The organism is Alteromonas sp. WD8-37 (assembly GCF_055326825.1).
On record NZ_JBUZOV010000006.1, the window covers coordinates 128,303 to 154,679 of the forward strand.

Sequence of the window (26,377 nt, forward strand, 5' to 3'; positions counted from 1 at the left end):
GGGCTTTTTTATGGGTAAGTGTTTTGATGCGTTAAGCAATGAGCAAACATACTCACCACTCCAGTTCAATTTCCAACGGGCCATTATCACTGGTTGAGCCGACCATTTCTTCATAAGGAGTAATCTGGCGCAACCACACTTTATCGAAGTCGGTATTTTCAAAATAGGTTCTTACTTCGGTCAGGCAGTGAAAAGTTTTCGGCTTACCGTCGGACTTCATCACGGTTTTGCGTGAATCGCCGTCGCCGGTTTCCACTACATAGTTACCGCCTTCAATTGACTCGATGTACAAATTCATAAATAAATCCACATAAAAATGGTATGAATTAATAGTATAGGCGGTATTAAAATGATCATTAAGCCTGTGCAACACAAAACCTTTGTTTTTGCGCTGAAAATACCGGTGACTGAGAGGCCGGATTGGCTGGCTACTGGCCCTGACGTTTGCGCGCCGGCTGCAGGTAAACCGCTAGCTGGCGAGCCAGCGCCTCACGCTTCACCGGCTTGGTAATGTAGCTATTCATACCAGCTTCCATGGCCATCCGCTTGTCGTCTTTCATGGCATTGGCCGACAGCCCGATAATGGGCAACTGGGTAAAGCCTTCATCACGTAATGCGCGGGTGGCTGCATAGCCATCCATGACTGGCATCTGAACATCCATCAGCACCAGGTCATAGTCGGGAGAGTTTTCCACCTTGGTGATGGCCTGTTGGCCATCCTCGGCAATGTCATAGCTAATGCCTAAGGTACGCAGCATCTCACCGGTCACCACCTGGTTAATGGTGTTATCTTCTACCAGCAGCACATGACCCTCAAAGGCATCCTGCGGGGTGGGTGGGGCGCTTTCCGGCACTTCAGGCAAGGCGGCTCCGGTCAGCTCACGGGCAAAAATGTCCAGTTGTTGCGGAGTAAACGGGTGCACCAACAGTGAGTGCGGCCAGCGTGCTGTGACCTTCTCCACCAGCTTGCCAGGCTGGGTATTGAGCACCAGGCCGGTTTTAACCCCGCCTTGCACCAGCGCCTCCAGCGTCTCCACCAATTCCTGAAAGGTGCTGTAGTTTTCTACTTCCACCACCACACAGGAGGGCGCACCAATTTCGGCATTCAGATCCGACAACGGTTGAGGCGCATCTGGCAGGCGCAGCACCGACCGGTACTCTGGCGCCAGCAGGGCAGAATCAGAAAAATACATGCTGCCAAAAGGGAGAGCGGGGGTATTGGTCAGCATGCCAGGCTGATTTTTAAACACGCGCAACGGCAACGACACATGAAACACCGAGCCCTGGCGCGGCACCGAATTGACCGCCAGCTCGCCATTCATTAAATCTACCAGCTGGCACACTATGGCCAGCCCCAGCCCGGACCCGCCAAACTTGCGATTGGTGGCTTCATCGGCCTGGGTGAAGGGGGAAAAGATTTTTTTCAACTGCGCATCGTTCATGCCGATGCCACTGTCCTGAATTTCAATGTGCAAGTTCAATCGATTACCAGCCGGCGACAGTTCACCATCAAAGCGTATACTGACCTCACCTTGCTGGGTGAACTTTACGGCGTTACTGCACAAATTCAGCAATATTTGCGATAAGCGCAGTGAATCGCCGATGACTTTGGCTGGTAGGTGGGGGGCCACGGTCATTTTGACACTGAGGTTTTTTTCCTGGGCACGCAGAGCAATGACCGCCAGCAAATTATCGAACACCGAGTGCAGGGAAAAGCTGATCTCTTCTAATTCCAGTTTGCCGGCTTCAATTTTGGAAAAATCCAGAATATCGTTAATGACGCTCATCAGGATGCGCCCGGAGTAGGCCGCCTTGTTCAGGTAGCCGCGCAACAGCGCCGACATGGGCTGATGCTGCGCCAGCTCCAGTAAGCCGATAATGCCATTCATGGGGGTACGAATTTCGTGGCTCATATTTGCCAGAAAAATACTTTTCGACGCGGTGGCGGCCTCGGCTTTTTGTTTGGACTCCTGTAACGCCTGGTTCAGCTCTTCCTGCTGTTTGTTTAACTGCTGCGCTTCTTGTAGCAGCAACTGGGTTTGCTGGTTTTTATCGCTGAACACTTCGGCGGCGCGGGCCAGTTGGCCTATTTCATCATTGCGGTTGCGCCCGGGGATCGCTTGCACATTTTGCTCTACGGCCAGGCGCTGGAATACATTGGTGATGCCTCGGATGGGCCCCAAAATTCGTACAAAAGTAAAGATGGCAGCGGCCAGCGCCAGCAGCGCAGCAAACAGGGTGACCAGATTTAAATTACGTTGCGCGGCTTCAGCCTGAGCATGGGTCTGGGCTTTTATATTGGTGTACTGCCGATTGACCTCTTCGGCCAGTTCACTGCTTAAATACAAAAACTCGTTGGCCGAGCCAGCCATCACCACATTGACCAAAAACAGGTTATTCTGGATGATTTGGGTCAAGGCTAAAAAGCGTTCTTCCACCGCGAGCAGCGGGGCGGTGTCGGCACCGGTTTCCTCGCCCAGCAAGGCTTTGGCCTGGCCCATGGCGGTCAAAAATTGCTCGGTGTGTTGGGCATCGGGGTCGACCACATATTGCAATGCTGCATTTTCTGCCTGGCTCAATAACAGTTGCAGCCGGGTGGCCTGCTCCTTGACACTGACTTCATTGCCATCAGCGGCAGGCAACAATGTCTTGCTGTCCAATTGGCCAAATACACTGCGTACATCCAGCTCATTGCTGCGTTGCAAGCGGGCATCCACGACTTGTTTAAAATTTTTATCGTAGGCTTGCAGGTGATGTTGCATACGGCTCAAGCGGTCATTGCTTTGCGGGCTGGGGCGCTGGCGCAGGCGTGAAGAAGACAGCGCGTCCAGCTTTTGATTAATGGATTTCATCAACCGTTCAAAGCGGTTTACTGCTGAGTCACTGGCGGTTTCTTTGAAGATCAGTACATTACGCTGCAAATCCAGTACATCGCGCTGCAAGTCGCCCACCAGCCCCACATCCATAACCGCCTGGCCCGAGGCACTGATCCCCTCTTCCAGCACCTGCTGATTGGCTGTGGCAATCGTACCCTGCACTAGCAACAAGGCAATCAGAGCAATTAAAACAATAACCAGCTGTGTTCGAATAGAAGCAATCATAAAACGCGGCGACCTTGCAGGTTAAGAAGTCAAAAACTCATACCACTTTTGTAAACTGTATTCATAGGTGGGCATCACTGTATTCCACACCGCCACATTACTGAAACGGTCTTCATAGCTTCCGCCGGTGCGCTGTTCACCCGGTTGCACCACCTCGCGGCCATCGGTGCCGTGCAAAATCTGGCTGGCTGGTTTACCCGCGTACCAGTAATCCCACTCAGCCTCTGACAAATACGGCGCTGAGCGTTGCGGGTTACTGATGTAATAGCCCTGGCGGGCAATAAAAGCCCCCGGCCAGCCGGACAGCCACCAGTTCATATACTCGTAGGCCGCGTCTTTTTGTCGCCCGCGGGTGGCGGCCGATAAGCACATCACCCCATGCCAGCCGCGATAACCCTCCAGCGGCGCGGCAAAGGTGATCGGGATATTTTCACTGTTCAGCGTGGTCACAGCCGGCGAGAACATGCTTTCAATCACCGTACGCTGATTGCGCATAAACTGCACCGACTCGGGCACCGAAGTCCAAAAGCCGGCAAAATGACCTAGCTGTTTTAACTCCAGCAATACGCTGAATAACTGATCGAGCTCAGGGCGGGAAATGGCACCAATATCGGCAAAGTCCACCAGTCCTCTGGCCTGCGCAGCCAGGGCCAAATCAAACAGCCCGATGGTGGGGTCATTCACAATTGCCACTTTACCGGACAAGCGAGAATCTAACAGCCAGCCCCAGCTTTCGCGCTCGCTGCCAAAGGTCTGGCGAATCACCTCCCGGTGGTAGCCAAAGGAGTCGACGTTGTGCACGTAGGGCAAAAAACTGATTTGGCCGGTGGGGCTGGCCCCCAGGCTGCCATCGGCCTGCACGTTTAGAATCTTGTGGGGAGCATCACCGGCGCCCATGCGTGCATCGGGCCGCAATTTGCCAGTTTTGGATAAAGAATTGATTTCGTCCCAATAGGTCAGACGTCGCACATCAATTGGCGCGATGGCGCGGGACCGCCATAGCACATTGATGCTGTTTGACCATTGTTCATACAAGTCAAAGCTTTGCGGCTGCATGGCGGCTTTTTGTAGCACCGCGGCCGAACCATTGGGCTCAAAGGCCAGCTGGATCCCCAGATCTTCCATGGCGCGCTGACGCAGGGTTTCCTGCAGGGTGACATGGGTACCCATGACCCGAACCAGGGGTTTTTCGCGACCGATAGCAAAAGGCGCCACTCCGGCTGTAAAGGTGCCTGCCAGGGCGCCTTTTACAAATCGGCGGCGTGTGCAATCGTCAGCAGAATCAACCATGTGAGAGGGGTACCTTCCCTAGTCAGCGTAATCTGTTCATTCTGGCACTAAAACCGCCAATCTACCAACCAGAACAGCAAGATAATCAGGTGATTGCGACCAGTTACATCATGCAATAGGCGAGCGGGTGACAAGGCGAATGCCGCGTCACGCCACCGGGTCGGTTACTCGTCGTCGTGGTCGTCGCTGTCGAGCTCTTCGCCGCGCGGCATAAAATAGGTGCCCCAGCCGTCGTAGACCACATCATGCTTATCAGCGATATGCAGCAGGGTTTCTACATCTTTATCCAGCGCCGGGCGCTCCAGCTTGCGCTCCGCGGTGGCATCAAAACAAAACACGGTGCCGCCATCATCCAGCGGCAGCTCTTCAGCATCGGTCACTTCAAAGCCGGCTTTAAACGCATCAACAGCGGCTTTTTCCAGCTGGTCAAAATCCTGGCTGGCAAAATGATGCTCAATTTCATAATCGGCATCGGCCTGGCTGCCGTCTTCTAACAGCGCGTCGATGGTGTCCTGGTTAAATTCCTGCCATTCGGCAAATTCTTCAATTTGTTTCATACGTTCAACAGTTACGAAATGTCAGCGCCAAGTTTAACCGGTTTTTTCCAGCGCAGCGACTTCTGCATCCAGTTGCTGTTTCTTTTTCAGCATCGCCGCGTGAAAATTGTCGGTCCATTCGCGGACCGATTTGGAACTGTCGACCACCTGCGGCGCCGACACATCAATCAGTACCGTGCCATTATCCCAGCGGTTCCAGCGTACCTTGTTGTGCAATTCACTGGCAGTGACCATCACCACTGGCTCGTTAACTGCCTGAGCGAGGCGAAACGCACCAGATTTAAAGGGCAGTAAACCACGGCCATTGCTACGGGTACCTTCAGGGAACAACCACACCGAGGTGCGGCGCTGGCGAATCTTTTTGCCGGCCTGCATCAGGGTATCGCGTGCCCGGCCGCTGTTTTTTCGATCAATCATGATGTTGCCGGATAACCAGTAAATCTGCCCGAAAATAGGGATCCACTTGAGGCTTTTTTTACCCACGGTGACCACCCCTGGCATGGCCGCCTTGCAGATGGTAATAATATCAAAACTATTTTGATGATTAGCGATATACACATACGGGGTGTCACGCTGGTGCGCCGGGTCAACCCGCAGCTTCAGGCGCAAGCCTACAATGGGTGCCATCATGGCGTAAGCATTGCCGGCAAAATGCACATTATTGCGGTTAAACGGCCGCGCGATACATACCGCGAAGACTACAAGATTGATAAGAATGAAGGCGAAAAACAGCAGAATAATTCGTAAAAACGCGAGCACTCAGTTTCCTTTTGTCAGCTTTGCGGCGCAGTATAAATGATTCGCCCGGTGATTGATGTCCGATCAGTAAGATAAAATTTTTAACCTAAAGAACTAAAGAAGGCAGCAGGTAAAACCGATAGCCTTATAGCTCACCCACCCTTAAATGACCCTGCGGTAGATTTTAATGCTCACATTTGTACCCGACGATCTTGAAGCCGATATCCTGAATGACCTGATGGAAGAGATTAATGAACTCTATGAAGCCAGCGAGCAAACGCTGATAGAGTTGGAACTGCGGCCACAGGATAATGAATTGCAGCGTTCGTTATTTCGCTCGGTACACACCATCAAAGGCGATCTGGGACTGGTGAATTTTACCCCCATGATCCCGCTACTGCAGCGGGTCGAGGATTTGCTGGATTATCTGCGCAAAGGCCATATTCAATACACCAGTACCATGAGCGATCTGGTATTGCTGACCATGGATCGGGTTAAATCCTTTGTCCAGGCAGTAATGAATGACGGCCAGGCCCGCTATGATGACCAGCTGCATCAACAACTGGTGCTGGCGGTGGCCCGGCTGACGCCGGATAATCAGGCCGAGCATGAACGCTTATTGTACGAAGCAGTATTGTTGCTAAATCCGGATCTGGATGCGCCAGGCGATGACACCGGCAGCGGCCAACCGGCCACTTTATCGAAAACCGGTATTCCAAAAGCGTTAAGTGCTGAAAAGCAGATGGATATGCTGTTTTTCAGAGAAATGATGCAAACCATCGAACATCGTTCTAATTACTGGGCCGGGCGCGGCGATCGTATAGCCAAATTAGCGCTTTATATCAACCACCTGGCGGGCAAGCCGGTGGATGATGACCAGTTGGCGGTGGCTTGTTACACCCACGACTTTGGCATGGCGTTTATGCCGCTGCATCTGCTCAATAAAACCGATCCGCTCAGCGACAATGAATTTAATCTGATGCGCTCGCATGTATATAAGAGTGCGCGCTTACTGGAGCATCTGGATCAATGGGATGAGGCACGTAAAATTGTGATGCAACATCATGAGCGCCCCGATGGCAATGGCTACCCGCTTGGCTTAAAAGACGCTGACATTTGTGACGGTGCGCGGCTATTGGCTATCCTGGATACCTATGATGCACTGACTCACGCCCGCGCCCACATTCGCGATCGCCAGATCACCAAAAAGCAGGCAGTGGTCAAAATGAATCGGGAAGCAGAAGGGCAGTTTTGCCCGCGCTGGATGCACCATTTCAACCATGCGATGGCGGCACTGTTAACCAAACAGGCCAGTTAGGCAGGGTTAAGCAACGCGCTGGCATGGTCAATGAGCTTGCGTGCCAGCCGATTGTCGGCCTGATTGTGTCGGGTCAGAGCAAAAAATTGTTCTTTGAGGGTGTCGGCAGTGCCGATCTGGCGCACCTGATATTGCGCCTGCACATGAGCACTGATACAGGTCGGCGCGCAAAAAATGCCAAATCCTTCCGAGCCAAATAATTTTAGCAACGCGCTATCGTCAAACTCGGCCACCTGGCGCACAAACACCTGCCTGTCCTGCAGCCACGACGCCAGTCCATGGGCAATGCCCGAGCGCACCCCCGGCATCAGCATGGGCGCCTGGTCGAGACAGTCAGGAAAGGTGCCGCTCAATTGCTCAGTGACCTCGGCACTGGCAAAAAAACTGACACTGGACTCACCCAGCTTATGACTGATGGCAGACACTGTAGCCCCGGGAGCCACCCCGCGGTCGGCTAATACAATATCGATCCGATTCACCGCCAGCTCACTAACAAGATGGTCAAAGGTGCCTTCTTTGAATTCAAAGCGCACCGTGGGGTTAGCGGCCATCGCCTGATGAATAAAATCAAAAGCCAGCACTTTGGGGATAGCATCGGTCAGGCCTATCGTATATTCACGATGGGCCTGGGCATCACCGGCGCGTAAAAATTCGGCTAACTGATTGCCTTTTTTAAAAATCTCACTGGCCTGGCTGAATACCCGTTTGCCGACGGGCGTCAGTTGCAACCGTTTACCCACCCGGTCGAACAGGTTAAATCCGCAATGCTGTTCAAAAGTCGCCAGCTGGCCGCTGACTGTTTGCGGGGTAACATGTAGGGCTTTGGCCGCTTTGGCAATACTGCCAAGTTTGGCGGTCAGATAAAAATAATACAAATGATGGTAATTTAGGTGGTGCATTTATCAGTTTTTTCCGATGTTTGTGATCGATATTATCAGATTTTAACTGAGCTAAGGGTGTTGTACACTTTTTCTCACTATTTCAAGCAGGCGTTTGTACTATGGCAAAAATGGTCAACCTGAAAGCGGTTCGGACCACCTTATTCGGGCTGTTAAAACCCGACCGCAGTTTTTTCTCCGCCGCGATAGTCTATGGCCTGGCCATTGGCTTGTTGACACTGGCAGTGCCATTGGCAGTTCAAACCCTGATCAATAGCGTGGTTAATACCGCGTCTGTGAAAGCCGTCGTCACGCTGGCGGTGGTATTGTTTATCATCTTGCTGGTGTCGGCCGGCTTCAGTGCCATGCGTATGCGGGTGATGGAGTATTATGAGCGCAAAGTCTATGCGCGGCTGACCTCCCAGTTAAGCCTCAAAACCATTTTTGCCCCACACAGTTTTTTTGAAGGGCGGCGCAACACCACTATCACGCAGCGCTACTTCGATATCATGACCTTTCAAAAAAATATTCCTTCGCTGATGATTGATGGCTTTGCGCTGGTATTGCAGATGTTGGTGGGCTTTACTCTGGTCAGTTTTTACCATCCGGCCTTTTTTGCGTTTAACCTGTTGATCCTGCTGGTGATGCTGGGTATCTGGAAGATCTGGGGCGGGCGCGCCAAAGCCACTGCCGTGGCGTTGTCTCAAGCCAAATATGACAATGCAAAATGGCTGAATGATATTGCTTCGGCCCACGAGTTTTTTAAATCTGGCCGGCATCTGGATTACGCGGCGACCAACACCGAACAGCATATCGAGCAGTATCTTGGCGCCCATTGTCAGCATTTTCGCTTTACCTTTACCCAGGCGGTGATGTTTTTACTGCTGTATGCAATGGCCAGTGCGCTGCTGCTGGGCATTGGCGGTGTGTTGGTGGTGCAGGGGCAGTTGTCGCTGGGCCAGCTGGTGGCAGCTGAGCTGATCATGTCGGCGGTCTTTCTGGGCATCTCGCGGTTTTCTATCTATCTGAAACTGTACTATGAACTATACGGTGCCGCTGAAAAACTGGGGCGGGCACTGGATATGCCTCAAGAGCAAACCCCACCGGCACGCTATGCATTGCCGGCCAATGGTGCGCTGCGTCTGGACCAGGTGCGTTTTGCTCACGGTGAGCAGGCCTTCAACTTATCCATGACCCTGCGGCCGGGGCAAAAATGTTTTGTGATGACTCACCAAAGCTGGCTGCAAAGACAATTTATCAGCTTTTTGAAACGCCATGAAAAACCGGCAGGTGGGACGTTGTTTTTGGGTGACCAGGCCTTGCAGGACTATGATGTGTTTGAATGGCGGCAAAATGTGATGACCCTGGATCGCGCGCTGATTGTGGAGTGTACCATCGAGGACTACCTGGCCATGGCCGCGCCGGCGGCGGGCAGCGGGCAAATTTACGATGCGCTGAAAAAAGTGGGCCTGCTGGATGTCATTCAACATCTGCCTGATGGCATGCGCACGACCTTGTCGGTGATGGGCAGCCCGCTGCAGCCATTGCAATTCCTGTTGCTTAAACTGGCGGCCACCTTACTGGTACAGCCAAATATTGTGATTATCAACCAACACTTCGATGCTATCCCCCAAGACATGCGCTTACCGCTATTAGGGATCATCGAACAGCTGGAGGCCACTGTGCTGTACTTTACCAACGCGCCCCACAGCGACTTTTTTGACGGCATCATTGAGCTGGAACAATTGACCAGCCAACCAGAAGGGGCCGGCCATGCGCGATAATCAACAACGCTATTTAGAAAAAATCACCGCTTTGCGCACGGTGGGTATGCCCAGGGCTTATCGCATCTTGATGGTGGTGGTGCTGGTGCTGGTGACCTTGAGCGCCGCGCTATTGTGGTTCACGCCGTGGGTGCAAACTGCCTATGGCACCGGCCAGGTCGACTCGCTGGATCCGGCAGAACGCACCCAGCCTATTTCGGCACTGGTTTCCGGGCAAATTAAACAGTGGCATGTGGAAGAAGGCATGTCAGTGACCAAAGGCCAGCCAATCGTGACCCTGATTGATGTGGACGAAGAGCTGGTGTCTAAGCTACAAGGCCAGTTGGAAGCTGCCGAAGCGGTCAATGTTGCCAACCAGAGTGCAGTGGCCAATGCCCGCAACAACTTAAAACGGCAACAGGCGTTGCTGGAACAGGGCGTGGCCTCCACCAAAACGGTGGAAGCAGCGCAAATTAAGTTGCAGGAGCTGATTGCCAAGGTTGCCAAATCACAGTCTGAAATTAATAAAGCCAGTGTTGAGCTCTCGCGCCAGCGCACCCAGACCAAAGTGGCGCCGGCTGACGGGGTCATGGTCAAACTCAAATCTGGCGGGCCGTCAACCTATGTGAAAGCCGGTGAAGTGCTGGGCGAATTCATCCCGGCGGAAATCCAGCGCACAGTACGGGTGTCGGTCAGTGGGATGGATGCTCCGCTCATTGAGCCGGGCCGTGAAGTACGCCTGCAATTTGAAGGCTGGCCGGTATTTCAGTTTTCCGGTTGGCCGGATGCCGCCATTGGCACCTTTGCCGGTAAAGTGATTTATGTGGAGCCGGTGGCCGATGCCCAGGGCAATTTTAATGTCTGGATCCGGGCCGACCAGAGTGCCACCCCATGGCCCCAGGAAGCGGTGGTGCGTTTTGGCAGCCGGGTAAAAGCCTGGATATTGCTAGAAGAAGTTCGTTTGGGCTATGAAATGTGGCGTCAGTTGAATAACTTCCCGCCGCGGCCGGTGGTGGAACCGTCGGCAAAATCAGGGGGTAAATAATGCGCACTAAGGGATTTTTGTGTGCGGCGCTGGCCTGGGCCGGGCTGGCTCAGGCTCAGCAATACGCCGACAGCCGGGCACAGACGCCCGCACGGCCTGCGGTCACCCTGGAATCGGTGTTGCAAATTATTGCTTCGCAGCATCCGTATTTACAGGCTCTACATGAAGAGGGGCGTCAGCAGTCGCTAGCGGTGGACAGTGCACTGGCTGATTTTGACCCGTATCTGTCACAGTCGGTCAATAGCCGGTTGTCAGGCTATTACAGTGGCGATGTGGCCACCACCAAGTTTGCCAACCCGCTGGAGTCGATTAACGGCGAATGGTATTCGCAATATCAGATAAGTGATGGCACTTTTCCGGATTATGAAGGCCAGTACGATACCTTAAGTGCCGGCGAGACCAGCCTGGGGGTGAAACTATCATTGTTGCGTGGCCGCGCTATCGATGAGCGGCGTACCGGGGTGGCCAATGCGCGGCTGGCGATCAACAGTTTTGAAACTGAGTATGCCCTAAGCCGTAATGAGTTGTTGTTTGCCGGCGCCAAAACCTTTTTAGACTGGTATGAAAGCCATGCCAAGCTCACCCGGCTGGCGTCGCTGCGCCAGGCTTTAGAAAAACAGCAGCGCTTGCTGGCTAAACGGGTGGAGCAGGGCGATGAAGCCAGTGTGACCCTGCAGGCCTTTGAAGCCAACCTGCTAGAAGTGCGCTTGTTACAAGCAGCCGAAGAACAAAAGCGGCTGGCTGCCAAAACCAAGCTCAGTTACTTTATTGGCCAATCGCTACCTACCCGCAGTGAACCGGCGTTAGAGCCAGCCAACTGGCAGTTCGGGGTCAGTGATACTCTGCTGCCGTCACTGCGCGCCACCTTGCATCAACATCCCAAGCGGCAGCAGGTGTCTATTGCCTTATCCCAGCAACAAAATACCCAGCGTCTGGCCCGCAACAATCTGTTGCCCAAGCTGGATGTTAAGGCGGAGGTGGCCCGCGACTGGGGTAATGGCTCGCCCACGCTGGGGCAGACTGATACCAAGGTCGGCTTGATGTTTAGTTACCCGCTGGGCAACCGCAAGGCAGAGGCTAAACTGGCCAGCAGCCGGGCCAAGATTCGCCAGCTGGAATTTAAGCTGCAGGATGTGGAACAAAAGCTGGCGCAGCAATTTGATACCGCGGTGGCCAAATGGCAGCAAAGCACTGAGATGCAGGCGCTACACCAGCAGGCCGCAACGCTGGCAGACCGCTTACAGCAAGTAGAGCAAACCCGGTTTGAAGCCGGCGATACTGACATCTTTGTGTTAAATGCCCGCCAGATCGCCTATATCAAAGCTCAATTGAAGCTGGTTGCTGCCCGGGTGGAGGTACTGCACAGCCAGCTGTATCTGTACTATCTGACCACCGAGCTTAATGATGCCGTGTAGGCACTAAAACAAGCTGGCCTGAGGTTTGAAATTCAACAGGCAGCCGGCAAAAAAACGCGCCAGATCATGCTCTTTAAATAAATCACCGCTGCCGGGCTGGTTAGTTGCCAGCTCCGGGAACACCCCGTAGCCGGCCAGCAAACAATGCCAGGAGGCTGCCGAGAACTGGCTTTCTTCTGGCTGTTGCTGTAACTGCGCTGCCAGGTCGCCGCGCCGGTACCACACATCTAAAATTTTCAATAAGGATTCTGGCAACGCCTGGGTATTGCGGTTGTCCTGCCAGTACTGGCTGTCGCTACGCGTATTGAGCACATAATGCGCCACAATATAATCGCGCACATTATCAAACAGGGCATTGATTTGGGTGTTGCACTCACCCTGATACTGGGCGCTCAGCCGGCCTTTTTGGTAGGCCTTGGCAAAGTGGCGGATAGACAGTTGCACCAAATGCAGCGCGGTGGCTTCCAGCGGTTCGATAAAGCCCTGGGCCAGGCCCAGCGCCAGGCAGTTGTGGGTCCAGTGTTGTTCCACCCGGCCGACTTTCATGGGTAAAAAGCGCGCCGGAGTCGGGTCATCCAGCAGCCCTAAATGGCGCCGCAGCTCGGTTTCGGCGGCATCGTCAGACAGGTGGGCGCTGCTAAACACATAGCCGTTGCCGGTGCGATTACGCAGCGGAATCGACCAGGTCCATCCGGCGCTTAATGCGGTGGCCTGGGTTTCTACCGGGCGGCTTGCATCGGCGGTGCCGGGCAGCACCACCGCGCGATCATTAAATAAATTTTGCTGGTAACTGCGAAATGGCACCTTGAGGGTTTGCTGGGCCAGCAACGAGCGAAAGCCACTGCAATCAATAAACAGATCGCCGTTAATCATCTGGCCATCGCGGGTATGCAAGGCCTTGATTGCGCCACTGGGGTGTTGCGCCACTTCTTCAATATGCACCTGGCAATACTCCACCTGGCGAGCCATGGCTTTATGTTTTAAAAACTCACCCAGTTTGGCCGCATCAAAATGATAGCCATATTCAATGCGAAATGGAAAATTATCCGGTGTCACTGGCGCGCACTTGTTGGCCGCCAGATAGCCATTAAATAAAAAGGCTTCCGGGTGAGTGGTGACATCCAGTCCCAGCCGACGGGTCTGGCAATTGACCGTGAACGGGCGCTCGCTGAAGGTATCCAGCTGGGAAATAAACGGGTGGCGATAACTGGCCGGCCCGCGCTGTGGGCTCCACTGATTAAACTGAATGCCCACTTTGTAGGTGGCCTGACATTGCGGCATCCATTCGTGCTCGGCAATGTCCAGCTCAGCAAAAAAACGCCGCAGGGTCGGGGTGGAGCCTTCACCCACACCCACGGTGGGCACATCCGGAGCCTCTACCAGCATGATGCGCACCGGCTCATCGCGCAGATAATGCGCCAGCAGGTTGGCTGCCATCCAGCCGGCGGTGCCACCGCCCACAATCACCAGTTGCTGGGGTGTCATAATGGCTTGGTATAGCGGGTTAAAAAGTCGTCATGGGCCAGCATCTGGCTCAGAGGCTGTTGTTTGGCCGAATGAATTTTTTGCATGATGTCTAAGATAGCGCCGTTGGTATGCACATTGGCTGACGGATGATAATCTGCCGGCATGATGCCCTGGCCCATCATCACCTGCACCCAGGACGCGTCGCGGAAAATATCATTTTGTTCGTTAAAGATGGTGGCGGTATCTTTAAACGCCTCAATCTTTTGCGCCAGACGGTCTGGCAGCGACAATCGTTGCATATCCTGCCAAAAATCCGAATCGTCCCGTTCGTTCAGGTAATAATGCAAAATGATAAAATCGCGAATAGTTTCAAATTCTTCCTGCGAGTCGCGGTTGTACAGTGCCTCGGTGGACGGGGTCACCGCATTGTGCGGGAACATTTTTAACAAGCGGATAATACCGGACTGGATCAGATGAATACTGGTGGACTCTAGCGGCTCCAAAAAGCCGCTGGACAGGCCAATGCCTACCACATTTTTGTGCCATTGCTTTTCAGTGCGGCCGGTTTTAAAGCGGATGGTACGCGGCTCGTCCAGCGCCGGGGTGTTCAGGTTGTCCATTAAGGTGCGATAGGCGGTGTCTTCATTCATGTAGGCAGAGCTGAACACCAGGCCATTGCCGTTGCGGTGGGTCAGCGGGATCCGCCATTGCCAGCCAACCTTACGGGCAATACTGCGAGTGTAGGGGGCTGTTTCGGTGTGACGCTCAGACGGCACCGCCAACGCGGTATCGGCAGCCAGCCAGTGCGACCAGTCTTCGAAACCTACCCCTAATGCCTGTTTAAGCAGCAGGCCGCGCATGCCGGTACAATCGATAAAAAAGTCGCCCTGGATCTGGCGGCCGTCGGTCAGCTGCAATGCCTCAACAAATCCGGTTTCAGAGTGGGTGGCTACATGATCGATGGTGCCTTCGGTACGTTTGACGCCAGCCTGTTCGGCCAGACGGCGCAAAAACTGGCCGTACAACGTGGAATCAAAATGATAGGCATACCCCATGGAGTACACCGGGTTGTCGGTTTGAATTTTGTTGAACTTGCCGGCCTGACAGGCCAGGTAGTTTAAGTCAAAATCCCAGATAGACTGGGTCATGCCGGCCTTTTTGGCCCGCAGCCAGTAATGCTGGAACCCACAAAAGCCCAGTGTCGCGCCGGGCGCGCCAAAGGTATGAAAATAATGTTCGCCCTGTTTGCGCCAGTTTTCAAAAGCAATGGCCAGCTTGATGGTGCCATTGGTTTCGCGCAAAAAGGCTTTTTCGTCTAAGCCCAAAAATTGATTAAAGGTCTGAATGGGCGGGATAGTGGCTTCGCCAACCCCGATGGTGCCGATGTCGGCCGACTCAACCAGTTCGATATCCACCTGGTTTTGTAACACTTTTTTGAGTAATGCGGCTGCCATCCAGCCTGCGGTACCGCCACCGGCAATAACGACTTTGCGAACCGGTTTTTGCATGTGCGAATCCTTTTTTTACCCCTTAGCAAAAGGATGACTGTAGTGAAACTAAGATCAAAAGCAAGACAATTGTAGTGAATGTGCCCTGCCTGAGGACCAGGCAGGGCGGTAGTGCTTAGTAGAACGAGTAATTCAGGTTGAGCAGGTACGAAGGCCCGAACTCACGGCGTAAGGTAACCAGGCCGTTGGCATCGCGGGTTTCTTCTAATTCGTCAGTCAGGTTCTGGCCCTGCAATGACACGCGCAAGCCTTCCAGATACTGAATGCCGCTGTCGGCAAAATCATAGCTGATTTGCGCATCGACCTGGGTGATGGCATCACGGGTGGCTGCATCAATCTTGTTAGAGCCGCCGCGTTGATAGGTCAAAAACTCTGACCGGTCGGTGGCTGCAACCCGGAACTCAAAGCCACCATGCTCATAGTAGGCAGTAACAGAGTAGACCCGGTCAGACTGACCCGGAATGGCAGTACCATCCTCTAACTCGCCATCGATGTAGGTGGCAGAGCCGGCCAGGCCAAAGCCTTCCAGAAAATCAGCCACCTTATTAAGTGGGATCTGAGCAGTGACCTCGGCGCCTTTGACTTCGCCTTCCAGGCCATCTTCAAAGAAGGAGAAAGTGCCTAGGTCTGGCGGTGTCAGGTAAGTGCCCGGAGCGTATTCGGTACCATCCGGGCCAACCAGGCCGTCGCTACCGACGATACGATCGTGGAAGCCAGGAATAAAGTAGTTGGCGCCATTGTTGGTCGGATCGTTGGTAAAGTCGATGGTCTGGTTACCATCGCGGGTCCAGTTAACCAAGTCTTTATAGAACAAGGCCAGTGACACATACCCTTCGTCTTCAAAATAGTTTTCAAACGACAGGTCGAAGTTGTTGGCTTCCAGCGGACGCAAACGCGGGTTACCCTGCGATTTAGACCATGGCGTGCCATAGGTTTCCACCGCCTCTGCTGTGTTCGGGATGGCGATCAGGTTGATGTTTTGGTCAAACTTCACAAACCCTGATGCTTTCATCTGGTCGATACGGGCACGACTGATGGTTTTTGACGCAGCAAAGCGAATATAGCGTTTTTCATCCAGCTCAACGTTGACATTTAAGCTAGGCAGAAAATGCGAATAATCATCTTCGATGGTAGTGATACAACTGGTATCAACCATACCGTCATCATCGGCATCACACACTTTGAAGTTAGACCCTACCACACCGATAAAGCCGGTGGAGCTTTGGTCGGTTTGCACATACTGGGCACCAAAGTTACCGGTTACGAAAAAGCCGGCGACATCGGTTTCAAAGTCAAATTTGGCGAACAGGGTGGTGGTTTCTTCTTCCACACTGTAGGTGTCACCTAAACGATCCGGCTCCAGCAGGCCCGCATCATTGAGGGTATATTCGCCATCGTTATAGGGAGCAAAGCCGTCGTAGGCGACAACCTGACCCAGGCCAGCCCAGGTCAGATCTGCCAGGCCGTTGTACAGGTATTCCTGCGGAATGGCTTCAGAGAACGGGTAAGACGAAGCGGTGGCAAAAAAGCCTTTGTTGTCTTTACTCTTGAAGCGATCGGAATAGCGAATACCAAAGTTCACTTCATTCACAATGCCCCAGTCAACCAGACCAAAAGCTTCAAAACGTGCGGTGGTCAGCTCTTCTTCAAAGTCAGCAAAGTTTAAGAAACCATCCTGAGCATTAAAATAGTCGTAGGGTTGGCCATCGGCGCGCAGTACATCGGTTTCAAACTGGTCGGCCAGGTTGGCCAGACCGCCACCCCAGGGCTGCGGACCGGTCAGTTGCAGTAAGCTGGGATCAGCAAAGGCTTCCAGGCCGGTGCTGCCGCTGAACATGATGCCATCCGGACTCATGGTAAAATTCCGGGTGCGCTGGTCACCGGGTGCCAGGGCTGCGCCGTTACGCACTAAACCAGCATAGGATTCACCGCGCAGATCGCGTTTGCTGGACTCGCTTTCGGCCACATCCAATGCCACCGACCAGGCGTCATTCAGATAGTATTTTACATTCAGACCAAAGGTTTGCAGCTCGCCGTCCTTTTGCGCCGGGTCAGTCCGCAGTACCGGATTCACGTTGGTTTGAATACCGGTGGAGTTGGCACCAGTGCCGGATAAGGAGGCAGTGCTTAATTCAAAGGGTTCGATAAAGCCACGGATCACGCCTGAATCGGAGTAATCAATGTCCAGCACATCGACCACGATGTCCCAGTTTTCATTAGGGCGCCATTGGAAGATGCCGGAAATGGTATCACGCTCCAGCACCCGACTGATGGCCTGGGTATCCAAACCAAATGGGATCAGCGCGCCATTGTTGTCACCATAACCCCATACACCGTACTTACGTTCGTTACGCGGTGATTCAGTAGAGGCAATGGCCAGGGCCAGACCCACTGTTTCGTCAGCAAATTTTTCGACAAAAGACAGCGCGTAGCGGTGGCCTTTATTATCAAATTCCGGATTGTCTGAATCATTCCCGCCGCGCTCGAGTACGCCGGTCAGGGTCAGGGTTTCCTGAGCGGCCAGCGGACGCACAGTTTGCAGGTCAACGGTACCCCCCACTCCTTGCACCATCAGTGAGGCATCCACCGATTTATAGATGGTGGCACCGGTCATGATTTCGGCCGGGTAAAGGTCAAATTCCACACCCCGGTTATCACCGATACCAATCAGTTCACGGCCGTTAAGTGAAGTGCCGATAAAATCTTCTTTAAAACCACGTACAGAAATACCGGAGGTCCGGCCGCCGACCCGCTCACCGGCCAGGCCGGGCAAACGTGCCAAGGATTCAGCGATAGAGGAGTCAGGCAGTTTACCGATGTCTTCAGCAGAGATGGCCTCAACAATGGAGGAGTTGTCCATCTTCACTGCCTGAGCGCGAATTAGCGAGCCGCGGATCCCTTTAACCGCAATAACTTCAACATCTTCGTCTGTATCAGGATAAAGCTCTTGTTGGGCATATGCCTGGCTGGCAAGCATTGCCGAACTGACGGCAAGGGACAGCAAAGCGGGTTTAAATAGTTGTTTTCTCTTCATTTCTGCGTGCCTTTTATCGACCTTAATTTTTGTAACATCTGTTACATCGCATTAACAATAACCACTATTTGTACAATGCTCAAGCAATTATTGGAAAAAACTTAATCAATTAAGTTTTTGTATGCGCTGTCATAAGGTGGGGCAGTTTGGGCGGCTAGCGGTTTGCTTAATAGATTCAGAGAAAAAGAAGGTTGCTATAAAAAGCCCGCAAGGCGCGGGCGTGAAGGTCAGGCGTTGATATTGAGCTCTTTAAGTTTGCGGGTGAGGGTGTTGCGGCCCCAGCCTAGGCGCCGGGCCGCATCCTGTTTGTGGCCATGGGTGTAGGATAACGCACGCTCTAATAGCACCTTTTCAAAGGTGTGCTGCGCGCTGGTGAGAATATCGCAATGCTCGGCATGTAATTGCTGGTCGGCCCATTGTGCCAGCAGATGGGGCCAGTCTTGCTGACCGGCCGCCTGGCCCGTGGGCTGGCTGGTATCTTGCTGGATTTCCGGGGGTAAATCTGCCGGTAAAATATCCTGGCCGCTGGCCATCACAGTGAGCCAGCGGCACACATTTTCCAGCTGGCGCACATTGCCTGGCCAGGGCAGCTGGGTCATCACCCGGATGGCGGCCGGGCTCAGTGATTTGGTTTCCACATCGAGTTCGCGCGCTGCCTGGCGCAAAAAATGCCGCGCCAGCAGGCCGATATCCTCGCGCCGCTCAGCCAGCGACGGCAGATGTACGCGGATCACATTTAAGCGGTGAAACAAATCTTCGCGAAATTTGCCCTGGTGTACACGCTGTTCCAGATTTTGGTGAGTGGCGGCGATGATGCGCACATCTACGGTGACCGGCTGGTGGCCGCCCACCCGGTAAAACTGGCCGTCAGCCAGAACCCGCAATAGCCGGGTTTGCACTTCCAGCGGCATATCACCGATTTCATCTAAAAACAGGGTGCCGCCATTAGCCTGTTCAAAGCGTCCTTGACGAGCACTCTGGGCCCCGGTAAAGGCGCCTTTTTCATGGCCAAATAACTCCGATTCCACCAGATCGCCGGGGATCGCCGCCATATTCAGCGCCACAAACGGGTTGTTGGCCCTCGGGCTATGGCGATGCAGCGCTTGCGCCACCAATTCTTTACCAGTACCGGACTGGCCATTGATGAGCACGCTGATGGATGAGCGCGACAGACGGCCGATGGCGCGAAATACTTCCTGCATCGCCGGTGCTTCACCGATGATTTCGGTGGCGGTCACCGGCTCGGTTACGCTGGCGGTTTGGCGCTGTTCCCGTGCATGGGCCAGGGCACGCTGGGTTAAGGTGACGGCTTCATCGATATCAAAGGGCTTGGGCAGATATTCAAACGCGCCGCTTTGATAGGCATTAACCGCACTGTCCAGGTCTGAATGGGCAGTCATGATAATCACCGGGATCGCTGCATCAACCTGATGCACTTCCTGCAGCAAAGCCATGCCGTCCATTTGTGGCATGCGAATATCCGAGATGATCACCTCCGGTGCCTGCCCGCTATGCAGCTGGCGCACTACATCTTCTGGGTTTTCAAAACAGACACAACTGATTTGGGCGGCCTGCAGGGCTTTTTGAATCACCCATCGAATAGAACTGTCGTCGTCGACTATCCAGACCGATTCACTGCTCATTGATTGACTCCTTGCGATCGATTGGAAGATACAGCGCAAACACAGTGCGCCCCGGATGGCTATCCACATCAATGCGGCCGCCATGATGATTAATCAGGGTCTGGGCAATGGATAAGCCCAGCCCACTGCCATGATTTTTAGAGCTGACCATGGGATAAAATAGGGTGTCACGCAGGGTGCTCGGGATCCCCGGGCCGTTGTCCTCAATCAGAATTTTGGCTACCAGCGGATGGCGCTGATTTTGAATGGTCATCTGCCGCTCCACTCGGGTTTGCAGGCGGATAAATGGTTCGGCGATATCGGCTTCCTGCAGGGCCTGCACACTGTTGCGCATAATATTGAGCACAGCCTGCTGGATCATATCCTGATCGACGCGCACATCCGGGATACTTGGATCGTAGTCACGGTACAGGGTGACTGGTATGGGCAGATCTGCACTGACCAGGTTGCGGACTTTTTCCAGCGCCTGGTGCAGGTTGCTCCATTGCAAGCGAGGCAACGAGTTAGGGCCAAGCAGGCGGTCCACCAGATTGCGCAAGCGATCGGTTTGCTCGATGATCATTTGGGTAAATTCGCGCTGATCAGGTTCGGGCAGTTCTTTTTCCAGCAGTTGGGCGGCCCCGCGAATACCTCCCAGCGGATTTTTTATTTCATGGGCCAGCCCGCGCACCAGCTCCCGGGCAGCATAATGCTGGGCATTTTGCAGATTTTCCCGGGAGATCCGTTTTTGCTGATCAATCTTACGGACTTCAAACAGCAAGCGGGCATTATCGCCGTCGCGCAGATTGGTGACAGTCAAATCGGCCAGCACATGGCGATTCTCCCGAAACACCAGGCGCACCTCATTTTCGGTAAAATCCTCGCCTCGTCGTAAGGCTGCTCTTAAGCGAGCCTGTTTGATGGAGCCCGGCTCAAAAAATTCGTACAACGGACGGCCGTACAATTGTTTGGTGCCGGTTTCAAACAGCGCCTCACCAGCGTGATTGGCATAGATGATAACCAGCTTGTCATCCACCATTACCAGCGCGGTATTCATATTGTCCAGCAAATTAAGCGGGGAAGGGGCACTATCATGCATGCTTGGCAAATCTCCTTTGCACCAGTTTGGTGCATTATAGCGCAAGCAATCGGTCGGTGATACTCGGGCCGGACCGCAATACCAGCCTGACCCGTGGGGTGTGGGGCCTACTGGCCGGCCGGTGGGTTGATCAACGCCGATGCCTGGTGCATAAAAAAGGTCTGTTGAGCAGACGATGCAAGAGTCTTGCCCTTATTATCGATTAGCCGAACTTGCAACTGGTGCGCGCCACGGTGAATGCCGGATAACGCAAATTGGCCGGTGCGACTGGTGCCCATTACCTTGCCGTCAATCACAACCTGCAATCGCCCTGCGTTGGCCGGGCTGGCCTGCGCCACCACCTTAAGTTGCCCGCGATTGCTGCGAATGGTGGCTTCCGGGGCCGGCTGTAAAATGGCTAATTTGTAGGTTATCTGTTTGGTATCGCCGCCCGGGGCAGCCGTGGTGGGGGCTGTCGGGGTTGGCAGCGCTGCAGCAACATTGGCGGTATTAGCATTTAAGGTAATCGGCTGGCTATTCGGTGCCGGGGTGTCGGTGAACAAGACCGAGCCATCGTCACGTTCGATTTTGTACACCGGGTTGCCCGCGTCCGCCGGGGCCGGCTGGCGGGTCTCGCCGCTGGCAGTCAGCGTGTCTTGCGCGCTGGCCAGGCCTGCGGTAAACAGCAAGCCGATTAAGAGCATCCATCGTGAACTGTGGGTAAACAAGGTCGGCATATTCATAAGCAATCTCGCTAACAACAAGCGTGGTTTCTTTTAGTATGTCGCAGTGGCAAAAAAAAAGCCCACAAAAATGTGGGCTTGATTGTTATTCGCTACCAGCTTATACGCTGTAGTACATATCAAATTCAATCGGATGCGTGGTCATGCGCAGGCGCGTGACTTCTTCTTCTTTCAGGCCAATGTAAGCATCAATCATGTCATCAGACATAACACCGCCGGCTTTTAAGAATTCACGGTCGTTATCCAACGCTTCCAGCGCCATTTCCAGCGAGCTGGCTACGGTGGGGATATCCTTGGCTTCTTCTGGTGGCAGGTCGTACAAGTCTTTGTCCATGGCATCGCCAGGGTGGATCTTGTTCTTAATGCCATCAATACCGGCCATCAGCATGGCGGTAAAGGCCAGGTATGGGTTAGCAGTCGGGTCTGGGAAACGAACCTCGATGCGGCGCGCTTTATCGCTCGATACATGCGGGATACGGATTGACGCAGAACGGTTACGGGCAGAGTAGGCCAGCATGACCGGGGCTTCAAAGCCTGGGACCAGACGCTTGTACGAGTTAGTTGACGCATTGGTAAAGGCGTTGATCGCACGGGCGTGTTTGATGATACCGCCAATGTAATACAGCGCTTCTTCAGACAGACCAGCATATTTGTCACCGGCAAAGACGTTTTTACCCTCTTTGGCAATCGACATATGCACGTGCATACCAGAGCCGTTATCGCCTACCAGCGGCTTAGGCATAAAGGTGGCAGTCTGGCCATAGGCATGGGCCACATTGTGCACAACATACTTGTAGATTTGCAGCTCATCGGCTTTTTTCACCAGAGTGTTGAACTCACAGGCAATTTCGTTTTGCCCGGCAGTGGCCACTTCATGGTGATGCGCTTCGATTTTCAGGCCCATTTCTTCCATCACCAGACACATAGCTGCACGGGTGTCGTGGGCAGAGTCTACTGGTGGTACCGGGAAGTAACCGCCTTTTACTCCCGGACGGTGCGCCAGGTTACCGCCTTCAAAATCAGCGCCTGAGTTCCATTTGGCTTCAGCCGAATCGATCTTATAGAACGAGCCGCTCATGTCGGTGTGAAAACGCACATCGTCAAACAGGAAGAATTCTGGCTCAGGGCCAAAGAAGGCTGTATCACCGATGCCGGTAGAGCGCAGGAAGTCTTCAGCACGGCGGGCTACAGAACGAGGGTCACGCTCATAGCCTTCCAGCGTTGTTGGATCAACGATATCACACCGCACATTTACCTGGGTTTCTTCGGCAAACGGGTCTATTACCACAGAGGTGGAGTCGGGCATCAAGACCATGTCAGATTCGTTGATACCTTTCCAGCCGCTGATTGAAGAACCGTCGAACATTTTCCCTTCTTCGAAAAACTCTTCGTCAACCAACGCCGCAGGGATAGAGACGTGTTGTTCTTTACCTTTTGTATCGGTGAAGCGTAAATCGACAAATTTGGCTTCACATTCTTGAATCAGCTCTAATGCCTTTTCTATTGACATCGTGTCCTCCAGGTATTGATGTAAAAATGCAGGGCGTTCGCAGCGTCCCTGTCAGGTGAATTTTTAGAAGCGATATTCGTGCCATCTGGCAGTTAGCGCTACAATGCGCCATCGCAGCACATAATCGTGCACCGTACTGCATAATTTGCACGATTTTAGTGCAGCGCTGCTTCTTTGTAGTGCAGTTCAGCTGGTGAACAGCACCCGCTTGGCGTTTTGGCAGGACTATCAGGCCCTAGTGCCTGCCCTGGCAAGTGCGGTGCGCTGCCCGTGCAGGCGTACATACAGTAGCTACGCTGATTAAGATTACTGCGCAAAAATAAAATAAGCGAAAAAAGAGGCGCAAACGGCCAGGAATTTCTGTACAATCCGCGCAAATTTTCTCCTCTGCAACAATTTTCCAATCCATAACCGGTCAGACATAGTTGCACCGGGCAAGGTAATACAGGCTCTTAGTTAATGAACAGTTACGATATTTCAAAGTTAAGAAACATTGCGATCATCGCGCACGTTGACCACGGTAAAACCACCCTGGTTGATAAGCTGCTACAGCAATCCGGTACGCTGGAGAGCCGCGGTGAAGCCCAGGAACGTGTTATGGACTCGAATGACATCGAGAAAGAACGCGGCATTACTATCCTGGCCAAAAATACCGCCATCAACTGGCAGGATTATCACATTAATATCGTCGACACTCCCGGACACGCCGACTTTGGCGGTGAAGTAGAGCGGGTTATGTCGATGGCAGACTCTGTACTGCTGTTGGTTGATGCGCAGGAAGGTCCGATGCCACAAACTCGCTTTGTGACGCAAAAAGCCTTTGCCCAGGGCCTCAAGCCTATCGTGGTAATCAACAAAATCGACAAGCCTGGCGCACGCCCTGACTGGGTGATGGATCAGGTGTTTGATTTGTTTGACAATCTGGGTGCTACTGATGACCAGCTGGACTTCCAGGTGGTGTATGCGTCTGCCTTAAATGGCTGGGCGTCAAATGATGCTGAAGTGACCGGCACTGACATGACACCCCTGTTTGAAATGATTGTGAATCAGGTTGAAGCGCCAAACACGGACCCAGACGGCCCGTTCCAGATGCAGATTTCGCAGCTGGACTATAACTCCTATGTAGGGGTTATCGGTGTAGGTCGTATCAAGCGTGGCCGGGTGAAGTCGGGTCAGCAGGTTACTATCGTTAATGCCGAAGGCGAAAAGCGCAATGGTAAAGTGGGCCAGGTACTGACCTACCTGGGTCTGGACCGCCAGGAAGCCAGCGAAGCCAATGCTGGTGATATCATTGCTATCAGCGGCTTAGGCGAGCTGAAAATTTCTGACACCGTATGTGATGTAAACGCAGTTGAACCACTGCCGGCGCTGACGGTTGACGAACCTACCGTTACCATGACCTTCCAGGTTAATACTTCGCCGTTTTCTGGCCGTGAAGGAAAATATGTTACCTCGCGTAATATTCTGGACCGTCTGAAAGACGAGCTGGTACACAACGTGGCACTGCGGGTTGAAGAAACAGAAAACCCGGACAAGTTCCGTGTATCAGGCCGTGGTGAACTGCACCTGGGTATCCTGATTGAAAACATGCGTCGTGAAGGTTACGAACTGGCGGTATCGCGCCCGGAAGTAATCCTCAAAGAAGACGAAAACGGCAATATCGAAGAGCCGTTTGAAACACTGACCATCGACTGTGAAGAAGAAGATCAGGGCTCGGTCATGGAGCAGTTAGGCTACCGTAAAGCTGAGCTGACCAACATGTCACCGGATGGCAAAGGCCGTGTGCGCATGGACTTTGTCATTCCAAGCCGTGGCTTGATTGGCTTCCAGACTGAGTTTATGACGCTGACCTCTGGTTCTGGTCTGCTGTACCACACATTCGACCATTATGGTCCGTACAAAGGCGGCAAAATTGGCCAGCGTAAAAATGGCGTACTGATTGCTAACGCGCCAGGTAAGGCCCTGACCAACGCGCTGTTTAATCTGCAAGAGCGCGGCCGTTTGTTTATCGGCCACGGTGTGGATGTGTATGAAGGTATGGTTATCGGTATCCACAGCCGTGATAACGATTTGACGGTGAATGCCCTAAAAGGTAAGCAGCTGACTAACGTCCGTGCCTCAGGTACTGACGAAGCACAAAATCTGGTGCCACCCATTGTGATGTCACTGGAACAGGCGCTGGAATTTATCGATGACGACGAACTGGTGGAAGTAACCCCAGAAAGCATTCGGATTCGTAAGCGCTTCTTAACCGAGAACGAGCGTAAGCGCGCGTCACGGGAAGGCAAAAAAGGCTAACCTTAAACGGTAGCAGACAAAAAACGCTGGCTTAGGCCGGCGTTTTTTTTGCCTGTCATTTCACCAAACTATGTTGGACATCTTGCGAAATGACGTTAAGCTTAAGCCTAGACCAGTAAAACGGATGGTTGACCAATGTCGCAATGGTCAGTAGTCGTAGTGGACGACGATATCATTACCCAGGAATTAATTTGCCTGGCAATAGAAGATCATTTTGATGCCCAGGTATTTCCTTTCAATAGTAGCCGCCTGGCTCGGGATTTTTTGCTTAAACAGGATGATAATGCAATCACACTGGTGATCAGCGATCAAATCATGCCCGGCTATGATGGCTTATCCCTTCTTGAATTGTGCCGCAAACGAGGCTGGGAAATCCCGTTTATCATGCTTACCAGTGATGCCACCCGCGAGACCGTACTCAAGGCCAAGCGCCTCGGCGCAACCCAGTTTATGGCCAAACCTTTTCGCGCGGAGAATCTCATCAATACGGTTAAAAAAGCTATGGCGTAGGCCTGTAGCCCCCTGCAAGCGCCTCACTTAAGTTATATTCGTTTTCTTCCATCGCCGTCATCCTGACAGCACGAATTTTCGTCCCGACAGCACGAATTCTGTTATCCCGACAGCGCCAATACTGTTATCCCGACGAAAGTCGGGATCTTCCTGGGTTATCACCTTAGTAAGCAACCCCTACCTTAGGTAGAACATAGTGGGAGATCGCGGCCTGCGCCGCGATGACCCAGAATGGGCGCGATGATTAAATGCGGAGCCGCGAAGACTATAAAGCGGCATCAACAACCCCCGTCATCCCGACGCAGGTCGCTGTCACCCCGAAACCAATAATATTCCCGTCATCCCGTATATGGACTCCTCCTGTTAAGCAACACGTTTCTGACCCAGTAAAAAGTTTGATGCGTGCGTATATTCGGACTCTATTTGGGTAGCTAACCCTGTCCATGCATGTATTCGCACCTTCATGCCTATTCGCGAAATCAGTATCAGCTTACTGCCGGGA

19 protein-coding genes are annotated in these 26,377 nt (G+C 53.1%); 6 read left to right on the plus strand and 13 right to left on the minus strand.

What is annotated here, in order from left to right:
• Window positions 1-52: 52 nt before the first annotated feature.
• The 5 genes from ACTUJZ_RS13545 to ACTUJZ_RS13565 form a co-directional block, all read right to left on the minus strand.
• Window positions 53-298 (minus strand): DUF6482 family protein, encoded by a 246-nt coding sequence (locus ACTUJZ_RS13545; RefSeq protein WP_463636866.1) that lies wholly within the window; start codon window positions 296-298, stop codon window positions 53-55.
• A gap of 130 nt (window positions 299-428) precedes the next feature.
• Window positions 429-3,101 carry an ATP-binding protein gene (locus ACTUJZ_RS13550; protein ID WP_463636867.1) on the minus strand — a complete coding sequence of 891 codons (2,673 nt, stop codon included), beginning with the start codon at window positions 3,099-3,101 and terminating at the stop codon, window positions 429-431.
• A 21-nt stretch (window positions 3,102-3,122) separates the two neighbouring features.
• Entirely contained in the window at window positions 3,123-4,391 is a 1,269-nt protein-coding gene (locus tag ACTUJZ_RS13555; RefSeq protein WP_463636868.1) for an ABC transporter substrate-binding protein, read from the minus strand.
• A 164-nt stretch (window positions 4,392-4,555) separates the two neighbouring features.
• A complete protein-coding gene (gene rraB, locus ACTUJZ_RS13560; protein WP_463636869.1) occupies window positions 4,556-4,948 on the minus strand; it encodes a ribonuclease E inhibitor RraB in 393 nt (130 codons plus the stop codon).
• Between the two features lie 33 nt (window positions 4,949-4,981).
• A complete protein-coding gene (locus tag ACTUJZ_RS13565) occupies window positions 4,982-5,707 on the minus strand; it encodes a 1-acylglycerol-3-phosphate O-acyltransferase (protein WP_463636870.1) in 726 nt (241 codons plus the stop codon).
• Between the two features lie 166 nt (window positions 5,708-5,873).
• Here ACTUJZ_RS13565 and ACTUJZ_RS13570 point away from each other — a divergent pair, with 166 nt between their 5' ends.
• Window positions 5,874-7,004, plus strand: a complete 1,131-nt coding sequence (locus ACTUJZ_RS13570; protein WP_463636871.1) for an HD domain-containing phosphohydrolase — start codon at window positions 5,874-5,876, stop codon at window positions 7,002-7,004.
• Here the strand turns inward: ACTUJZ_RS13570 and ACTUJZ_RS13575 are convergent.
• Window positions 7,001-7,903: a LysR family transcriptional regulator gene (locus tag ACTUJZ_RS13575; protein WP_463636872.1), complete on the minus strand. Its 903-nt coding sequence runs from the start codon at window positions 7,901-7,903 to the stop codon at window positions 7,001-7,003. The two genes, ACTUJZ_RS13570 and ACTUJZ_RS13575, sit on opposite strands and share 4 nt — an antisense overlap.
• Window positions 7,904-8,004: 101 nt before the next feature.
• Between ACTUJZ_RS13575 and ACTUJZ_RS13580 the strand changes: the two genes are divergently transcribed.
• Genes ACTUJZ_RS13580 through ACTUJZ_RS13590 form a run of 3 tightly spaced genes read left to right on the plus strand, consistent with a single transcriptional unit; the run spans window position 8,005 to window position 12,105 of the window.
• Complete coding sequence (locus tag ACTUJZ_RS13580; protein ID WP_463636873.1) at window positions 8,005-9,666, plus strand: ABC transporter transmembrane domain-containing protein; 1,662 nt, start codon at window positions 8,005-8,007, stop codon at window positions 9,664-9,666.
• A complete protein-coding gene (locus tag ACTUJZ_RS13585) occupies window positions 9,656-10,690 on the plus strand; it encodes an efflux RND transporter periplasmic adaptor subunit (protein WP_463636874.1) in 1,035 nt (344 codons plus the stop codon). The genes ACTUJZ_RS13580 and ACTUJZ_RS13585 overlap by 11 nt, the downstream gene beginning before the upstream one ends.
• Entirely contained in the window at window positions 10,690-12,105 is a 1,416-nt protein-coding gene (locus ACTUJZ_RS13590) for a TolC family protein (RefSeq protein WP_463636875.1), read from the plus strand. Before ACTUJZ_RS13585 ends, ACTUJZ_RS13590 begins: the two co-directional genes overlap by 1 nt.
• Window positions 12,106-12,108: 3 nt before the next feature.
• On the opposite strand, the gene ACTUJZ_RS13595 is transcribed toward ACTUJZ_RS13590, so the two are convergent.
• The 7 genes from ACTUJZ_RS13595 to glnA all read right to left on the minus strand — a co-directional run bounded on the left by ACTUJZ_RS13595 (window position 12,109) and on the right by glnA (window position 23,067).
• Window positions 12,109-13,590 (minus strand): tryptophan halogenase family protein, encoded by a 1,482-nt coding sequence (locus ACTUJZ_RS13595; protein WP_463636876.1) that lies wholly within the window; start codon window positions 13,588-13,590, stop codon window positions 12,109-12,111.
• The gene (locus ACTUJZ_RS13600; RefSeq protein ID WP_463636877.1) at window positions 13,587-15,080 is read right to left on the minus strand and encodes a tryptophan halogenase family protein; all 1,494 of its coding nucleotides are present in this window, start codon (window positions 15,078-15,080) and stop codon (window positions 13,587-13,589) included. Before ACTUJZ_RS13600 ends, ACTUJZ_RS13595 begins: the two co-directional genes overlap by 4 nt.
• Window positions 15,081-15,195: 115 nt before the next feature.
• On the minus strand, window positions 15,196-18,057 hold the full coding sequence (locus ACTUJZ_RS13605) for a TonB-dependent receptor (protein ID WP_463636886.1): 2,862 nt from the start codon (window positions 18,055-18,057) through the stop codon (window positions 15,196-15,198).
• A gap of 284 nt (window positions 18,058-18,341) precedes the next feature.
• A complete protein-coding gene (gene glnG, locus ACTUJZ_RS13610; RefSeq protein WP_463636878.1) occupies window positions 18,342-19,757 on the minus strand; it encodes a nitrogen regulation protein NR(I) in 1,416 nt (471 codons plus the stop codon).
• The gene (gene glnL, locus ACTUJZ_RS13615; protein WP_463636879.1) at window positions 19,747-20,835 is read right to left on the minus strand and encodes a nitrogen regulation protein NR(II); all 1,089 of its coding nucleotides are present in this window, start codon (window positions 20,833-20,835) and stop codon (window positions 19,747-19,749) included. Before glnL ends, glnG begins: the two co-directional genes overlap by 11 nt.
• 107 nt (window positions 20,836-20,942) lie before the next feature.
• Window positions 20,943-21,557 (minus strand): DUF4124 domain-containing protein, encoded by a 615-nt coding sequence (locus ACTUJZ_RS13620; RefSeq protein WP_463636880.1) that lies wholly within the window; start codon window positions 21,555-21,557, stop codon window positions 20,943-20,945.
• 100 nt (window positions 21,558-21,657) lie between these two features.
• Window positions 21,658-23,067: a glutamate--ammonia ligase gene (gene glnA, locus ACTUJZ_RS13625; protein WP_463636881.1), complete on the minus strand. Its 1,410-nt coding sequence runs from the start codon at window positions 23,065-23,067 to the stop codon at window positions 21,658-21,660.
• Between the two features lie 459 nt (window positions 23,068-23,526).
• Here glnA and typA point away from each other — a divergent pair, with 459 nt between their 5' ends.
• Together typA and ACTUJZ_RS13635 are read left to right on the plus strand one after the other, a co-directional pair.
• Window positions 23,527-25,365 carry a translational GTPase TypA gene (typA, locus tag ACTUJZ_RS13630; protein ID WP_463636882.1) on the plus strand — a complete coding sequence of 613 codons (1,839 nt, stop codon included), beginning with the start codon at window positions 23,527-23,529 and terminating at the stop codon, window positions 25,363-25,365.
• Window positions 25,366-25,500: 135 nt separating this feature from the next.
• Window positions 25,501-25,875, plus strand: coding sequence for a response regulator (locus tag ACTUJZ_RS13635; RefSeq protein WP_463636883.1), 375 nt, complete (start codon window positions 25,501-25,503; stop codon window positions 25,873-25,875).
• Window positions 25,876-26,377 lie beyond the last annotated feature (502 nt).

What these genes read in the sequence shown, in the direction of transcription:
- typA (WP_463636882.1), top strand. Translation starts at nt 23,527, where the DNA reads ATGAACAGTTACGATATTTCAAAGTTAAGAAACATTGCGATCATCGCG.
- ACTUJZ_RS13570 (WP_463636871.1), top strand. Translation starts at nt 5,874, where the DNA reads ATGCTCACATTTGTACCCGACGATCTTGAAGCCGATATCCTGAATGAC.
- glnG (WP_463636878.1), bottom strand. Translation starts at nt 19,757, where the DNA reads ATGAGCAGTGAATCGGTCTGGATAGTCGACGACGACAGTTCTATTCGA.
- ACTUJZ_RS13585 (WP_463636874.1), top strand. Translation starts at nt 9,656, where the DNA reads ATGCGCGATAATCAACAACGCTATTTAGAAAAAATCACCGCTTTGCGC.
- ACTUJZ_RS13635 (WP_463636883.1), top strand. Translation starts at nt 25,501, where the DNA reads ATGTCGCAATGGTCAGTAGTCGTAGTGGACGACGATATCATTACCCAG.
- glnA (WP_463636881.1), bottom strand. Translation starts at nt 23,067, where the DNA reads ATGTCAATAGAAAAGGCATTAGAGCTGATTCAAGAATGTGAAGCCAAA.
- ACTUJZ_RS13620 (WP_463636880.1), bottom strand. Translation starts at nt 21,557, where the DNA reads ATGAATATGCCGACCTTGTTTACCCACAGTTCACGATGGATGCTCTTA.
- ACTUJZ_RS13595 (WP_463636876.1), bottom strand. Translation starts at nt 13,590, where the DNA reads ATGACACCCCAGCAACTGGTGATTGTGGGCGGTGGCACCGCCGGCTGG.
- ACTUJZ_RS13580 (WP_463636873.1), top strand. Translation starts at nt 8,005, where the DNA reads ATGGCAAAAATGGTCAACCTGAAAGCGGTTCGGACCACCTTATTCGGG.
- ACTUJZ_RS13545 (WP_463636866.1), bottom strand. Translation starts at nt 298, where the DNA reads ATGAATTTGTACATCGAGTCAATTGAAGGCGGTAACTATGTAGTGGAA.
- glnL (WP_463636879.1), bottom strand. Translation starts at nt 20,835, where the DNA reads ATGCATGATAGTGCCCCTTCCCCGCTTAATTTGCTGGACAATATGAAT.
- ACTUJZ_RS13590 (WP_463636875.1), top strand. Translation starts at nt 10,690, where the DNA reads ATGCGCACTAAGGGATTTTTGTGTGCGGCGCTGGCCTGGGCCGGGCTG.
- ACTUJZ_RS13575 (WP_463636872.1), bottom strand. Translation starts at nt 7,903, where the DNA reads ATGCACCACCTAAATTACCATCATTTGTATTATTTTTATCTGACCGCC.
- ACTUJZ_RS13550 (WP_463636867.1), bottom strand. Translation starts at nt 3,101, where the DNA reads ATGATTGCTTCTATTCGAACACAGCTGGTTATTGTTTTAATTGCTCTG.
- ACTUJZ_RS13555 (WP_463636868.1), bottom strand. Translation starts at nt 4,391, where the DNA reads ATGGTTGATTCTGCTGACGATTGCACACGCCGCCGATTTGTAAAAGGC.
- ACTUJZ_RS13600 (WP_463636877.1), bottom strand. Translation starts at nt 15,080, where the DNA reads ATGCAAAAACCGGTTCGCAAAGTCGTTATTGCCGGTGGCGGTACCGCA.
- ACTUJZ_RS13605 (WP_463636886.1), bottom strand. Translation starts at nt 18,057, where the DNA reads ATGCTTGCCAGCCAGGCATATGCCCAACAAGAGCTTTATCCTGATACA.
- rraB (WP_463636869.1), bottom strand. Translation starts at nt 4,948, where the DNA reads ATGAAACAAATTGAAGAATTTGCCGAATGGCAGGAATTTAACCAGGAC.